General features: G+C 64.2%; 10 protein-coding genes. 7 read left to right on the top strand and 3 right to left on the bottom strand.

Going from position 1 to position 15,237, the window contains the following annotated elements:
* Window positions 1-103: 103 nt before the first annotated feature.
* The gene (locus tag ACLEJU_RS23630; RefSeq protein WP_435424144.1) at window positions 104-1,942 is read right to left on the bottom strand and encodes a diguanylate cyclase domain-containing protein; all 1,839 of its coding nucleotides are present in this window, start codon (window positions 1,940-1,942) and stop codon (window positions 104-106) included.
* A 131-nt stretch (window positions 1,943-2,073) separates the two neighbouring features.
* On the opposite strand from ACLEJU_RS23630, the gene ACLEJU_RS23625 reads away from it, so the two are divergent.
* Together ACLEJU_RS23625 and surE are read left to right on the top strand one after the other, a co-directional pair.
* Window positions 2,074-3,030, top strand: coding sequence for an endonuclease (locus ACLEJU_RS23625; protein WP_435424145.1), 957 nt, complete (start codon window positions 2,074-2,076; stop codon window positions 3,028-3,030).
* Window positions 3,031-3,097: 67 nt separating this feature from the next.
* Entirely contained in the window at window positions 3,098-3,865 is a 768-nt protein-coding gene (surE, locus tag ACLEJU_RS23620) for a 5'/3'-nucleotidase SurE (protein ID WP_435424146.1), read from the top strand.
* Between the two features lie 359 nt (window positions 3,866-4,224).
* Here surE and pvdP read toward each other — a convergent pair whose 3' ends face one another.
* Window positions 4,225-5,847, bottom strand: coding sequence for a pyoverdine maturation tyrosinase PvdP (gene pvdP, locus ACLEJU_RS23615; protein ID WP_435424147.1), 1,623 nt, complete (start codon window positions 5,845-5,847; stop codon window positions 4,225-4,227).
* A gap of 177 nt (window positions 5,848-6,024) precedes the next feature.
* Here pvdP and pvdM point away from each other — a divergent pair, with 177 nt between their 5' ends.
* The 5 genes from pvdM (at window position 6,025) to ACLEJU_RS23590 (ending at window position 13,931) form a co-directional block, all read left to right on the top strand.
* On the top strand, window positions 6,025-7,386 hold the full coding sequence (pvdM, locus tag ACLEJU_RS23610) for a pyoverdine-tailoring dipeptidase-like protein PvdM (protein ID WP_435424148.1): 1,362 nt from the start codon (window positions 6,025-6,027) through the stop codon (window positions 7,384-7,386).
* On the top strand, window positions 7,383-8,672 hold the full coding sequence (gene pvdN, locus ACLEJU_RS23605) for a pyoverdine-tailoring periplasmic protein PvdN (RefSeq protein ID WP_435424149.1): 1,290 nt from the start codon (window positions 7,383-7,385) through the stop codon (window positions 8,670-8,672). Before pvdM ends, pvdN begins: the two co-directional genes overlap by 4 nt.
* A 25-nt stretch (window positions 8,673-8,697) precedes the next feature.
* Window positions 8,698-9,552 (top strand): dihydropyoverdine dehydrogenase, encoded by an 855-nt coding sequence (gene pvdO / locus ACLEJU_RS23600; protein ID WP_435424150.1) that lies wholly within the window; start codon window positions 8,698-8,700, stop codon window positions 9,550-9,552.
* 155 nt (window positions 9,553-9,707) lie between these two features.
* The gene (locus ACLEJU_RS23595) at window positions 9,708-11,366 is read left to right on the top strand and encodes a cyclic peptide export ABC transporter (protein WP_435424151.1); all 1,659 of its coding nucleotides are present in this window, start codon (window positions 9,708-9,710) and stop codon (window positions 11,364-11,366) included.
* Between the two features lie 84 nt (window positions 11,367-11,450).
* A complete protein-coding gene (locus ACLEJU_RS23590) occupies window positions 11,451-13,931 on the top strand; it encodes a TonB-dependent siderophore receptor (RefSeq protein ID WP_435424152.1) in 2,481 nt (826 codons plus the stop codon).
* 331 nt (window positions 13,932-14,262) lie between these two features.
* Here the strand turns inward: ACLEJU_RS23590 and ACLEJU_RS23585 are convergent, their stop codons facing one another.
* The gene (locus tag ACLEJU_RS23585) at window positions 14,263-15,210 is read right to left on the bottom strand and encodes an alpha/beta hydrolase (RefSeq protein ID WP_435424153.1); all 948 of its coding nucleotides are present in this window, start codon (window positions 15,208-15,210) and stop codon (window positions 14,263-14,265) included.
* Between the last annotated feature and the right edge of the window lie 27 nt (window positions 15,211-15,237).

Genomic DNA, 15,237 nt, shown 5'->3' with positions numbered 1-15,237 from the left:
GACGAGTGTTCGCCACAACACATTCAGCGCCTATGAGATCGAGCGCTGCATCTGTTGTAGCGGACACTTGCATGCCCCCCATGAGATCTTCAGGGGATCCCCCTCAATCTCCCACCAGACTAAACCTGTTCCGCCCCCCTCGCTTGGCCTCATACATCGCCTTGTCCGCCAACGCCAAAGCCTCCTCGGCACTCTGCGGATCATGCCCGGACAAGTTCAGATAAACCCCGATACTGGCGCCAACGGCCACTTCGGCCCCTTCCACCGCAACCGGCGCCGACAGCACATCGCACAGCTTGCGCGCGATATCCCGGGCTGATGCTTGATTGGCCACGGCCTGGGCGATGACCACGAACTCGTCACCGGCCAGCCTGGCCACTGTGTCGTCCGCGCGCATGATCGCCAGCATGCGCCCCGCAGCAGCCTGCAACACGGCATCACCCGCCTCGTGGCCATGCTGGTCGTTGACTTGCTTGAAACCATCCAGGTCGATGAAGAACAAGGCAAACGCAGCCCGCTGCTGCAGGGCGAAATCCAGCTCTTCATGCAACGCCGCGCGGTTGGGCAGCCCGGTCAGCGGGTCGAGCGTGGCCTGGTCAAGCAGGGTCTTTTCCTTGCGCTTGCGTTCGGTCACGTCCAGCGACATGACGAAAAAGCCCTCCACCTTGCCGTTGCGGATATCCGGTACATAGGACGCGTGCCAGATCCGCGAATCGTCGGGGCTATAACGCACGTTGTCAGCCTCCACCCGCTCGCCGGCCAACGCCTTGTGGAAGCACGGCAGCAGCTGCTGGTACACGTCCGCCGGCAGCACATCCTGCACCTTGCGGCCTTTGAGCTGGATAGGCTCGACGCCGAAGATCTGCCGGTACACGGCATTGTTGAAGCGGTATTCGAGGTTGGTGCCGATCTGCGCGATCAGCACCGGGATATTGTCAGCGATGGCCTGCAGGGTTTCCTGGCTGCGTGCCAGTTCCTCGGTGCGCTGCGCTACCTGCTGCTCCAGGGTTGCCTGGTAGCGCTGCAGTTGCTGCTGGCGACGCTTGCGCTCGCTGACGTCACGCACGAACACGACCAGCTGCTCGGTAACGCCGCGCGCGTCGCGCAGCGCCGATACGCTCAGCTCGCTCCACAACGCGCCATTGCCGGGGGTGACCAGCCGTACTTCGATGACCAGCGAATCCTGCACGCCGGCAACGATCTGTTGCCAAGGCTCGTCCAGCTTGGCCAGGTCCTGTGGGTCGATGAGCTCGCCCAACCGGGTCAGCACCAGCCACTCCCTGGCCCTGCCCAGCAACTGGCAGAATTCCCGGTTGGGCTCGAGGATGCGCCCGTCAAGATCGACCAGGGCCTTGCTCGTCGGGCTGTTGTCGAACACCCGGTGGAAACGCGCCTCGGAGGATATCAAGGCGCCTTGCTCCGCCTGCTGCACCGCACTGCCCGAGTCGATGGCCAGGCTGCGATGGAGCATCTCGCGCTCGACGATCCGCGCCAGGTCGCGCAGGTGCGCCAACTCGGCTTCCGACACCTGGCGAGGCCGGGTGTCCAGTACGCACAGGGTGCCCACGGTCAGTTCGCCAGCAAAACGCAGCGGCACGCCGGCATAGAAGCGGATGCGCGGGCCGCCGGTGACCAGTGGGTTGTCTTCGAAACGCGGATCGGCGCAGGCATCCGGGATCACCAGGATATCTTCGGCATGCAGGGCATGGGCACAGAACGCCACATCGCGCGTGGTCTCGGCAACGTCCACACCCTGGCGCGACTTGAACCACTGGCGGTTCATGTCGACCAGCGACACCAGCGCCATGGGCACTTCGAGCAGCACACTGGCCAACCGGGTGATGCGGTCGAAGGTTTCCTCGGCCGGGGTATCGAGGATGTTCAGGCTCTCAAGGAAACACAGGCGGGCTGCCTCGTTGAGAGGCGACGGGGCAATTTGCATGACAACTCGCTCGGCAAATCCTGACCCGCAAACGATAGCGTCGCAGCGCTCAAGCGCAAGCCTTTCATCTCTTCTTTCAAATCGCTCAAGCCGTATAATCGCGTTTTTTTGTAAGCCTAAGACGTATTTTCATGAAGAAACTGCTTTGCGCCGTCGCCCTCGCCTTCGCCGCCATCCCCGCTGCCTTCGCCACCCCACCGGCCACCTTCACCGAAGCCAAGGTGGTCGCCAAACAGAAGATCTACCTCGACCAGGGCAACAGCGCCATGGGCGAGCTGTACTGTGGCTGCAAATGGACCTGGGTCGGCAAGTCCGGTGGCCGGGTCGACCTGAAGTCCTGTGGTTATGAAACCCGCAAGCTGCAGACCCGCGCCGAGCGTACCGAGTGGGAGCACATCGTCCCGGCCTGGACCTTCGGCCACCAGCGCCAGTGCTGGCAGAACGGCGGGCGCGAGCAGTGCGTGGACAGCGACCCGACCTTCCGCGCCATGGAGGCCGACCTGTTCAACCTCTACCCGTCCGTGGGCGAAGTGAACGGTGATCGCAGCAACTTCAATTACGGCATGGTCTCTGGCGTCGCCCCGCAGTACGGCCAGTGCACCACCAAGATCGACTTCCAGCAGAAAACCGCCGAGCCACGCGACGAGGTGAAGGGGCTGGTGGCACGCACCACGTTCTACATGTTCGATCGCTACAAGCTGAGCATGTCGCGCCAGCAGCAACAGGTGCTGATCGCCTGGGACAAGCAGCACCCGGTGACCGCCTGGGAGAAGCAGCGTGATCAGCGGATTGCCGCGATCATGGGGCACAACAACCCGTTCGTGACCGGTGAGCGCAAGTGGGCGCTGGGGTATACGCCGCAGGGTGCGGTTATGGTGCCGACCACGGCAGTGAAAGAGGCGGCCAAGCCGACGCTGGCCAGTACGGCGGCAAGCGGTGCGGTGGTCGGTAACCGCAATAGCCATGTGTATCACCTGGCCAGCGGCTGCCCGGGGTACAGCCAGGTTTCGCAGAAGAACCAGGTGGCGTTTGGCAGTGAGGCCGAGGCGCAGGCGGCCGGCTATCGCAAGGCAGGGAACTGCAAGTAAGAGCGATTCGAGGGAATCGGTCTAGTCTCAGCTGTCGGAGATTCATCACAAGGGATATCTGACAGCCATGACTCAGCAAAAACTTCGAAGGATTCTGGTCACCAATGACGACGGCATCGACGCTCCGGGGCTGAAAGTCCTGGAGCAGGTCGCCGCGCAACTGGCTGATGAGGTGTGGGTGGTTGCCCCGCGTGCAGACCAGAGCGGCACCTCGCACTCGCTCAGCTTGCATGCGCCGCTGCGGGTGAGCGAGCACGGTGAAAAACGCTTCGCAGTCACCGGTACGCCCGGTGATTGCGTGGTGATGGCTGTCCAGCATCTGCTCAAGGATGCCCGGCCAGACCTCATCCTCTCTGGGGTCAACCGTGGCGCTAACCTAGGTATGGAAACGGTGTTCTCCGGCACGGTCGGCGCGGCCATGACTGGCATGCTGCTGGGGATCCGCTCGATTGCCCTGAGCCAGGCCTACAGTGACCGAGCAAACGTGCCTTGGGAAAACGCGCTGACCCATGCGCCCAAGGTGCTTCAGGCATTGCTCAGCCAGGACTGGCCGAGCGATGCCTGCCTGAATGTGAACTTCCCCAACTGCGCCCCGCAAGCCACGCTGCCGCTGAAGGTGACGCGGCAAGGAGCTGGGCCGTTGAACAGCATGTCGGTGCGTAAGGAAGTTGATCCTCGCGGGTTCGATTACCACTGGATCAGGTTGAACAATGCGCGGGAGTTTGATCAGCCCGGCACGGAAATGGCTGAGCTGGCGACAGGCCACATCACCGTTACGCCGCTGCAGTTTGAAAGAACACATATGGCGGCGTTCAATGATGGGGTGTTGAGGTGATGCTGTTTTAGATTGGGGGAGGCTGACAGGTGTTCGCCGATAGAGGTGCAGCGTCTGGGAGATCGAGCGCCGCCCGCGCGGCGCATCGCGAGCTGCGCTCGCTCCTACGTTTGTTTCGGGCCAATTATTCCTGCGAGATTTGCGCGCGTACGCTTTGGCGCATGGCTCGATAACGCGTCGTAGCAACTAGGCGGTCGCGCGCACCTGTCACAGGCGTTACTGGCCCGAAACAAACGTAGGAGCGAGCGCAGCTCGCGATGCGCCGCGCGGGCGGCGCTCGGTTTCACAGGCGCTGAAAATGTTGTGGCGAACACCCGTAAGCCACTACGTCCCTTCCCGCAAAGGCCACATCACGCCCCCTACGGCAACTTCATATGCCGCGCATACCAAGGCCTGCGCGGCGTCCGCCGCAGCAACTCGTCCACATCCCGCTCGCCACTGAAGGCAATGCGCAACGCCAGCTTCATCGCCTCAACCTCCATCTCCCCCGCCCCGCCCCCGGCATCGGAAATCCCCCCACAGCCATGGGTCATCGGCCCGAGCCAAGGGTCACCAACCTGCACCCAACGCCCCGGCGCAAACCACGACACGCCATTGACCTCACGCCGCTGCACTTCCCCCGGGTGGGCGCGCTCGTGGGCCCGGTACCAGTCCTCGATGCGGTCGTCGATCCAGCCATGGAAACGCCAGAACACCGGGTTCACATGGGAAGAGAACGGGTCGCCGAGGAAGTCGCTTTCCTCACGGAACCAGCGTGCCGCGTAGTCCGTCTGCTCGCGGTCACCCAGCACCGGCATGCCGTTGGACGGGTCGCGGGTGACCGTGGCCCAACGTATGTGCAGCCAGTCGTGAATGTTCATCTCCACTTCCGAACCGAACTGCCCCAGGGTCAGGCGGCTGAGGTAGTCCGGGTCCTGGTATTGCGATTCCCAGACCTGGAAATTGCTGAAGAAAGTCTCCGCAGCCTTGACGCCATGCAGCCACTGGCTCAGCTCCTCATCATCCGCTGCGACCCACGCCGGCGGCACCGAATTGCCGTCATGGTTCTCCTGATAACGGATGAAGCCCAGCCGGTCGCTTTCGACATAAGGTGACGGCAGCGGCAGCTTCGTCCAGTTCGGCAGGTCGGGCTGCAGCTTGCGGGCGTGCGCCAGCATGTGCCGGTGCATGAAGAAGAAGTCTTCACCCGAGCCGTTGAGGTGCTTGCGCCGCCCGCGCGCGCCTCGCTCGGCGTCACGCGGGCCTGGCTGCCAGCCGGCGCCGCGCAGGCCGTCGCGCTTGTCTTCGTCGAGCCGATGCCACTTGTCTCGGGTGGCGTGCCACACCTGGTGGAACAGGCGGTGCTCGGGCGATACCAGCCAGCTCAACAACGCTGGGGCCAACGGCGTGGCCTGGCGCGCTTCGGGGAAGGCGCGCTTGCTGGCGACGAAATGGTTGTCCGGTTCAGTGCTCAGCAGTGGCCGATCGATACGGCGGATACGCCCGCTCAGGGTGCCGGCTCCCGCTTCGCCCCAACTTGCCCAGACCTCGTCGAGGTTGGCCTCCAGTTCATGGCTGGGCGCCGAGCTACCCGCCGGTACCAGGCGCCAGCGGACCTTGCCAACATCAGCGGTCACCAATTCGCCCAGCACCCGATAGCGCGGTTCGTCAGCGCCGCGCAGGCGTTCACCGAGGTCAGCAAAACCGCGCAGCGAGCGCCCGGTCGGGCCGATATCGAGCAGCATCTGCACACCCTCAAGTGGCAGGCCATCGAGGCCAGCCTCGGTACCCGTAAAGCGCAGGTCCCAGATGCCACGTAGCTTGTCAGCAGTGCGCACACCCCTACCTGCGGCGGCCTCTACCGTGGCTTCGCCGGGGGTCTCGACCTCGTCTTTCTGGAGCTTTTCATCATGGTCGCGCGGCTGGCGCGCATACCACGCTGCCGACCCCGCCGCGCCGGCGACCGCCAGCCCCACCATGAACCCACGCCTCGAAAACCTCATCGCCACATCCGTATCCGTGTCAGCCACGCCTATCGAGCTAGAACGAGATGCCGCGCGGCAAATTTACCGGCAGCACGCCGCTAAATTTCCCGCTGTCGCGCTCGTCCCTCCGTGACAGGCAAGCCCCGTGATCGCGGCTGCCGCAACCGCATCGACCCTGCAACCAACGGGATGGCAATGAACACGACACGCTTGCGCAAGGCCCCCTACCTCGCTGCCCTGGCGCTGATCCTCGCGCTTGCGGGCGCCGCGGCCTGGTACTTCTTCATCTACCTGCCGGCCGGTTACCCGCGTGAGGTGATGAAACATGCCGAAGAACTCCAGGAACGCATCATCTCCTTCGACAGCCACATCACCGTGCCGCTGAACTTCGGCACCGAAGGCAAGGAGGCCGACAAGGATGGCAGCGGCCAGTTCGACCTGGTCAAGGCCGGCCGCGGTCGCCTCTCCGGTGCGGCGCTGACGATCTTCGGCTGGCCGGAAATCTGGAATGGCCCGAACGCCCCCCATCGCCCGACCGCCGCCTTCGTCGACGAAGCGCGCCAACAGCAGGAGATGCGCTACAAGATCCTCACCGGCATGGTCCGCGACTACCCCAACCAGGTCGCCATCGCCTACACCCCCGCAGATTTGCGCCGCCTGCACGGCGAAGGCAAGTTCGCGATCTTCCTCAGCATGCTCAATGCCTACCCGCTGGGCCACGACCTCAATGCCCTGGATATCTGGGCCGCCCGCGGCATGCGCATGTTCGGCTTCAGCTACGTGGGCAACAACGCCTGGGCCGACTCCTCGCGCCCGCTGCCGTTCCTCAACGACACCCCCGACGCCCTCGGTGGCCTGTCGCCGCTGGGTGAGCAGGCCGTGGGTCGGCTCAACGACCTTGGCGTGATCATCGACGTGTCGCAGATGTCCACCCTGGCTCTGGAAGACGTCGCCCGCCTGAGCCGCGCGCCGATGGTCGCCTCCCACTCCGCACCGCGTGCGCTGGTGGACATCCCGCGCAACCTCAGCGACCACGAGCTGCAGGCGATCAAGCACAGCGGCGGCGTGGTGCAGGTGGTGGGCTTCCCGGCCTACCTCAAGCCCCTGAGCCAGGGCACCCTGGACAAGCTCAATGCCCTGCGCAAGCGCTTCGACCTGCAGCCGCTGAACGGCCTGGCCAACGCCTTGATGCCGGGTGACGCGATCATCTCCATCTGGCCCGAGAAGAAGTTCGGCGAGTACGCCAGCGCGCTCTACGCCATCCTCGACGAAGAGCCCCGCGCCACGGTCAAGGACATGGTCGACGCCATCGACTACACGGTGCGCAAGATCGGCATCGACCATGTCGGCATCGCCTCCGACTTCAACGATGGTGGCGGCGTCACCGGCTGGATGAATGTCGGCGAATCACGCAATGTCACCGCCGAGCTGATCCAGCGCGGTTACTCCGACGCCGACATCGCCAAGCTGTGGGGCGGCAACTTCCTGCGCGTGTGGGAAGAAGTGCAGCGCCTGGCCAAGCCCGGTGCCAACACTCAAGCGGAGCGTGGCCGATGAACGACCGTCGCCACTTTCTCAAGCAGGCCGGCCTGCTCGCTGCCGCCCTGCCCCTGACTGGCAGCTTTGCCCAGAGCGCACTGGCAGCCGCGCCTGCGGCAAAAACCGGCCAGGGCAAATGGCAGGCCCTGCGCCAGCAGTTCGACCTGGACCCGGCCTACCTGCACTTCTGCAATTTCCTGCTCGCCTCCCACCCCCGCATGGTCAGCGAAGCCATCGCCCGTTTCCGCGCGCGACTGGACCAGAACCCCGGCGAAATGGTCGACTGGGACCGCGAAGAACTCTGGGGCTATGAAAACGACGTGCGCGCCTGGGCCGGTCGCTACTTCGGCGTGCAACCAGGCCAGGTGGCCCTGACCGGCAGCACCACCGACGGTTTGTCGATGATCTACGGCGGCCTGCAGGTGGCACCGGGCAAGGAGATCCTGGTCAGCGCCCACGAGCACTATTCCACCAACACCCGCCTGGCCTATCGCGAGCGGCTGATGGGCACCCAGGTGCGCCGGGTGAAGCTGTTCAAGGACCCGCAGCTGGCCTCGGTGGACGAGATGCTGGGCAATATCCGCCAGGCCATCCGCCCCGAAACCCGCGTGCTGGGCATGACCTGGGTGCAGTCCGGCAGCGGCGTCAAGCTGCCGATCCGCGAAGTCGGCGAACTGGTGAAAACCGTCAACCAAAACCGCGACGAGCAGGACCGGATCATCTACGTGGTCGACGGCGTGCACGGCTTCGGCATCGAAGACGTGACCTTCGCCGACTTCAACTGCGACTACTTCATCGCCGGCACCCACAAGTGGCTGTTCGGCCCGCGGGGCACTGGCGTGATCATCGCCCGCGAAGAAAAGCCGCAGCCGTACCTGGTGCCCAGCCTGCCGACCTTCACCAAGGGCGAGAACTTCGGCACCTTGATGAGCCCCGGTGGCTATCACGCCTTCGACCATCGCCTGGCCCTGGGCAAGGCGTTCGAACTGCACCTGCAACTGGGCAAGGCCGATGTCCAGGCGCGCGTGCACCAGCTCAACGACTACCTCAAGCAGCGCCTCGCCGAGCACGCCAAGGTGCAGCTGGTGACGCCACGCAGCAGCCAGCTGTCCGCAGGCTTCACCTTCTTCCGCGTCGAGGGCCGTGATTGTGACGCCGTCGCCCGCCACCTGATGGCCAACAAGGTGATCAGCGACGCCGTGGACCGTGACGTCGGCCCGGTGGTGCGCCTGGCCCCGAGCCTGCTCAACGACGAAGCCGAGATCGACCGGGTGATGGCCATTCTCGCCCCGCAACTCGCCTGACCTTTTGCCTTTGAAGAGAACCGCCATGCACATGTTCAAGCCCCTGGCCTTGGTGGCCGCCCTGCTCGCCAGCGCCCCGGCCTTTGCCGCCGACGCGCACGCACCCGGCAAGACGTTCAAGGACTGCAAGGATTGCCCCGAGATGGTCGTCCTGCCCGCCGGCAGTTTCACCATGGGCGTACCCGATGACGAAGTCGGCCGCCAGCCGGACGAAGGCCCGATGCACACCGTGACCTTCGCCAAGCCCTTCGCCATCAGCCAGTTCCAGGTGCAGGCCAAACAGCTGCAGGCCTGGCAGCGCGACGCCAAGGTCACCCTGCCTGATGGCGACGACCGCCCGGGCCGCCGTTGCACCAACGGCAAGCCCAGCTACCCGCAAGGCCCCGACCAACCGGCGGTGTGCATCAGCTACGACGAGGTGAAGGCCTACGTCGCCTGGCTGTCGAAGAAGACCGGCAAGCACTACCGCATGCTCAGCGAGGCCGAGCGCGAATACGGTGCTCGCGCAGGCACCAGCGGCCCGTTCCCGTTCCCCTTCGATGAAGGCAAGGAATACAGCATCGCCAAGCATGCCAACACCTATGGCGCCGCCGACGGCTACAACTACACCTCCCCCGCCGGCAGCTTCCCGGCCAACGCCTTCGGCCTGTACGACATGCATGGAAACGTCTACGAATGGGTTGCCGACTGCATGCATGACAGTTACGTCGGCGCCCCCAGCGACGGCAGCGCCTGGATGGAAGCAAGCTGCGAGTACAACCACATCCGTGGCAATGACTACAGCGAAGCACCGGTGTTCTCCCGCTCCGGCAACCGCAACTACCGCGAACCCTACGTGCGCGGCGACTGGCTGGGCTTCCGGGTAGCCCGCGAGCTCTGAAGCACGCAGCGCCAGCTCCACCTGCCCAGGCCCACGGCCTGGGCCTCCTAAATAAGAACACTTCTCGAACGTCTTCCTCACAGGGCAATGGCCCGCACGGCGCCTGCCCCGCACAGCGCCCCAAAGCGCATCCGCGCATCCACCAGGAACTCAGCATGAACCAATCGACCCCTGGCGCCCTTCGCGAACTCCTCGGCTTGCTCAAACCCTACCGGCTGATCGTCGCCTTTGCCGTCGGGCTGGGCATCGTCGGCGGCTTCTGCATCACCTTGCTGCTGGCCAACATCAACAACCTGCTGCATGCCCCCGGCGCCCTGAGCTGGGGCGTGGTGCTGGCGTTCGCCGGTATCTGCCTGGTGGCGCTGGCCTCCTCCATCGCCTCGGACATTGGCACCAACTACGTAGGTCAGCACGTGATTGCCGGCTTGCGCCGCGACCTGGGCGAGAAGGTACTTAGTGCCCCCATCGAACAGATCGAGCGCTACCGCAGCCACCGCCTGATTCCGGTACTGACCCATGACGTCGACACCATCAGCGACTTCGCCTTCGCCTTTGCGCCGCTGGCCATCTCGCTGTCGGTGACGCTGGGCTGCCTGGGTTACCTGGCGCAGCTGTCGTGGCCGATGTTCCTGATCGCCGCCCTTGCGGTGCTGATCGGTACTGCCGTGCAGTACATCGCGCGCATCCGTGGCATCCGCGGTTTCAACGAAGCCCGCGAGGCCGAGGACGAACTGCAGAAGCACTACGACGGTGTCGCCTCGGGCGCCAAGGAACTGCGCATCAGCCGTCCGCGTCGCCAGCGCATGTTCAATGAGCGCATCAGTCGCACGGCCAACTTTATCCGTGACACCCATGTGCGCTCGATCAACATTTTCGTCATCGCCAAGAGCCTGGGCTCGATGCTGTTCTTCGTGGTCATCGGCCTGGTGCTGGCCCTGCAGCAGGCCCAGTTGGTCAGCGACCCCAAGGTCACCAGCGGCTTCGTGCTGGTGCTGCTGTACATGAAAGGGCCGCTGGAGCATCTGGTCTCGACCCTGCCGATCGTCAGCCGTGCTCAGATCGCCTTCCGCCGCATCGCCGAGCTGTCGCGCCAGTTCTCCTCCCCGGAGCCGCACCTGCTGCTCGACGCCGCCGAAGTACCCAACCAGCAGATCCGCAGCCTGGAACTGCGTGACGTGCGCTTCGCCTTCCCACCAGTAGAGGGCGCAGCGCCGTTTGCCCTTGGGCCGATCAACCTGCGCATCGAACAGGGCGACATTCTGTTCATCGTCGGCGAGAACGGCTGCGGCAAGACAACGCTGATCAAATTGCTGCTGGGCCTGTACGCACCGCACGAAGGCGAGATCGTGCTGGACGGCCAAGCCGTCACCGCCAGCAACCGCGACGACTATCGCCAGCTGTTCACCACGGTATTCGCCGACTACTACCTGTTCGATGACCTGCTGCAGGACGCGCAGGCCCTGCCCGAGGACGCCGGCAAGTACCTGCAACGCCTGGAGATCGCGCACAAGGTGCAGATCCGTGACGGCGCCTTCACCACCACCGACCTGTCCACCGGCCAGCGCAAGCGCCTGGCATTGGTCAACGCCTGGCTGGAGAAACGCCCGGTGCTGGTGTTCGACGAATGGGCCGCCGACCAGGACCCGACATTCCGCCGCATTTTCTACACCGAACTGCTCCCGGAACTGAAGCGCCTGGGCAAGACCATCATCGTCATCAGCCACGACGACCGCTACTTCGACGTGGCCGATCACCTGCTGCGTTTGCGCAACGGCAAGCGGGTGGAAAAAGAAATCACAGAATTTTCACATTGATCTTTCCGGTTCTGGGGAGCCGGTACGTCACATAAATGCAAATAAATCTCATAACTAGTCAAACTGCCAACACTGAGTATCCGCATGTCGATTACCACGGTTTCGCCGCTCGCCCGGGCGGTTCGCAGCAAATCACTGGCATTGCTCACCCCGTCGCTGCTGGCCTGTGCGCTGGCAGCTTCGATGAGCGCCTACGCCGAGCCCGTGCAACTGAATATCCCTTCTCAAGGGCTGGTCGGGGCACTCAACACACTTGCCAAACAGGCCGACCTGCAGCTGCTCTACAGCCCGGAAACCGTGCGCAACACCACCGCACCGGCAGTCCGCGGCAACATGGAGCCGGAACAGGCACTGCGCCTGCTGCTGCGTGACAGCGGCCTGACCTACCAGATCGACGGCCACACAGTGATCCTCAATGGCGCATCGGGTTCGTCTTCGGCGATGGAGCTGGGGCCGCTGAACATCAATGCCAATGCACTGAACGCCACGAGTGAGGGGACCAACTCGTACGCAGCGCGCGCCGTGACCATTGGCAAAGGTGTGCATACCCTGAAGGAAACGCCGCAGTCGGTCACCGTCATGACCCGCAAGATGCTCGACGACCAGAACCTCAACACCCTGGAGCAGGTGCTGGACAAGACGCCCGGCATCACCACCTACGACTCGCCCATGGGCGGCAAGTACTTCTACTCGCGCGGTTTCAACCTCGACGGCCAGTACCAGTACGACGGCGTACCGCTGGATGTGGGCGGCAACTACGTGCAGGCCAACAGCTTTTCCAGCGACATGGCGTTCTACGACCGGGTCGAGATCCTCAAGGGCGCTGCCGGCATGATGAAAGGCTCCGGCTCCTCGGCCGGTGGCGTCAACTTCGTGCGCAAGCGTGGGCAGGAAAAGGCCCACACTTCTGTAACCTTGTCCGCTGGCAGCTGGGACAACTACCGCAGCCAGGTAGACGTGGGCGGCCCGCTGAACGAGTCGGGTACCGTGCGTGGCCGCGCCGTGGCGGCGCTGCAGGACAAGCAGTACTTCTACGACAATTCCAAGCGCCAGGACCGCATCGCCTACGGCGCCATCGACTGGGACGTGACCCCCGACACGACCCTGGGCTTCGGCCTGGCGTACGAGGATGTCGACGCCACGCCCTGCTACCACGGCCTGCCGCGCTATGCCGACGGCAGCGACCTGAAGCTGTCCCGCTCGACCTGTCTGGGTGCCAGCTGGAACGACCTGCAGAGCGAGCGCATCACCGCCTTCGCCGACGCCAAGCACCGCTTCAACGATGACTGGTCGCTGAACTTCGCTTCGGTCTACACCCACAACAACCAGAACATCGAGTACGGCTATTCCGAAGGCTCGGTGCCGGTGGGCGCCACCACCGGGGCGATGGGCCGCTATTCCGGCCGCTTCGATTACGACCAGGACGACTACGGTTTCGATAGCTACGTCGACGGTAAATTCGAGGCGTTCGGCCTGGAGCACGAGCTGATCGTCGGCGCCAACGCCAGCCGCCAGAAGAACCACGACTACTTCGCCCTGCTGGCCTTGAGCGGCACGCAGAACCCGTTCGACCCATCGGATAGCTTCCCGCATCCGTCGAAAGCCGACTACCAGACCGGCACCATCCGCGGCGGCCCCTTTCCGACCGACTCCACCACCACCCAGTGGGGCACCTATGCCAACCTGCGCCTGAAACTGGCCGAGCCCCTCACCTTGGTACTGGGCACCCGCGTCAGCTGGTACCGCAACAACCGCGATTCCTACACCCAGCGCTGGGATACCTGGGAGCATATCCGCAGCCAGGAAAATGGCGAAGTCACCCCGTTCGGCGCCCTGCTCTACGACCTCAACGACCAGTGGACCGCCTACGCCAGCTATGCGCAGATCTTCCAGCCACAAGGCAACCTGACCACTGCCGATGGGCAATCGCTGCAGCCCAAGACCGGTGGCAGCTATGAGCTCGGCATCAAGGGCGAGCTGCTCGACGGCCAGCTGAACACCTCGTTCAACCTGTTCCGCACCATCGAAGACCACCGCGCCGAAACCGACTACGAGAATGTCTGTGCCGGTTCCAGCGATGGCTACTGCTACACCGACAGCGGCAAGGTGCGCGCCCAGGGCTTCGAGGCCGAGATCAGCGGTTCGCCGATCGATCGCCTGCAGTTGCTGGCTGGTTACACCTACACCCAGACCAAGTACCTGAAGACCATCAACGATACCGACCCGACCGAGCTGACCTTCACTTCCAGCTTCATTCCGCGGCACATGCTCAAGGTCTGGGGTGACTACCAGCTCGATGGCGCACTGGATCGCTGGACCATCGGTGCCGGGGTGTCCAGCCAGAGCGACAACTTCCGCCGCCAGGGCAACATCCATATCGAGCAGCCGGGTTACACCCTGTGGAGCGGCCGCGTGCAGTACCGCCTGGACGAACACTGGACGGTGGCAGTCAATGGCAACAACCTGTTCGACAAGAAGTACTACTCCACCATCGGTGCTACCGGTTGGGGTAACTACTACGGCGAGCCACGCAACTTCATGCTGACCCTCAAGGGCGATTTCTGAAGAGCGTTTGCGTGAACATGGAAAGGGCCGCTTAGCGGCCCTTTTTGTTGGGTGATTAAATAGCCTACAAGTCCTGTCGACTCGCGTCTGATTGTCCCTGGGGCCAGGCGGATGCGCTGTCACAGGCCTTGGAGCGGACTAGCAGCCTGCATTGAGGTTGGATTTGCGGGCCTCTTCGCGGGACAAGCCCGCTCCCACAGAGTCATCACAAGTCTCATGACTTACACATGACCTGTGGGAGCGGGCTTGTCCCGCGAAGAGGCCAGAACAGGCAATCGAGAATGTTCAGGAAAACCACCCTCTTCCAAGGCGAACACCCCTGCCACACCCCCTACCCCAGCACCCTACCCAACACCGCACACAACCGCTCATGCACCTGCAGCACATCCGGCAGCACCGAAGCCATGCGCAGCAGGTCATGGGTCAACCCCGGCAACTCCACCAGCTCGACCTCGACCCCCGCCTCGCGCAGCCGCTCGGCATAGGCCCGGCCTTCGTCCAGCAGCGGGTCGAGCCCAGCCAGGGCGACGATGGCCGGCGCCACACCGCTCAGGTCCTCGGCCAGCAGCGGCGAGAAACGCCAGTCGTGGCGGTCCTGCGGGCTGCGTGCGTAATGGTCGTAGAACCACTCCAGGGTATCGCTCTCCAGCAGATAGCCCTCACCAAACAGCGTACGCGAAACACTCTGCCGGCTGGCATCGGTGACCGGGTAGCACAACAGCTGGGCGCAAGGCTTGAGCAGCGCTCGCTCACCCGCGCGGGCCGCTTCGATCGCCAGCACCGTAGCCAAGGTCGCGCCGGCGCTGTCGCCACCGAAGGCCACACGCGCACTGTCCAGGCCCAACTGTTCAGCCTGACTGGCCAACCAGGCCAAGGTATCCTGGCCGTCCTCCAGGGCGACCGGGAAGCGGTGCTCCGGCGCCAGCCGGTAACCCACTGCCAGCACCGCGCAACCGGCCCGTGCGCACAGTTCGCGGCACACGCCATCATGGCTGTCGAGGCTGCCGACGACAAAGCCACCACCGTGAAAATACACCAGCACCGGCAGCGTGGTCGTTGCCTGTGGCGGCCGATACAGGCGCAGCGGGATGGCCGCGCCGTCCCTGGCCGGCGCTTGCAGTGCTTCGACGGCCAGGCCCTCGGGCGCTGCCCAGCGCAGTTGCTCGGTGGACTGCTGGAAGACTCGGCGCGCCTGCTCGGGGCTCATGTGATGGAACGGCGCGTTGCCGGCATTGGCCTCGGCCAGGTCGAGAAAAGCTTCAAGTTCAGGATGCAGCATGGTGTTCCTCTAGAGAGGGAGGCCAGC

Source organism: Pseudomonas sp. SMN11, from assembly GCF_052041945.1.
GTDB lineage: Bacteria > Pseudomonadota > Gammaproteobacteria > Pseudomonadales > Pseudomonadaceae > Aquipseudomonas.
Note: the sequence above shows the minus strand (reverse complement) of the source record. Positions and strands in the feature narration are given on the sequence as shown.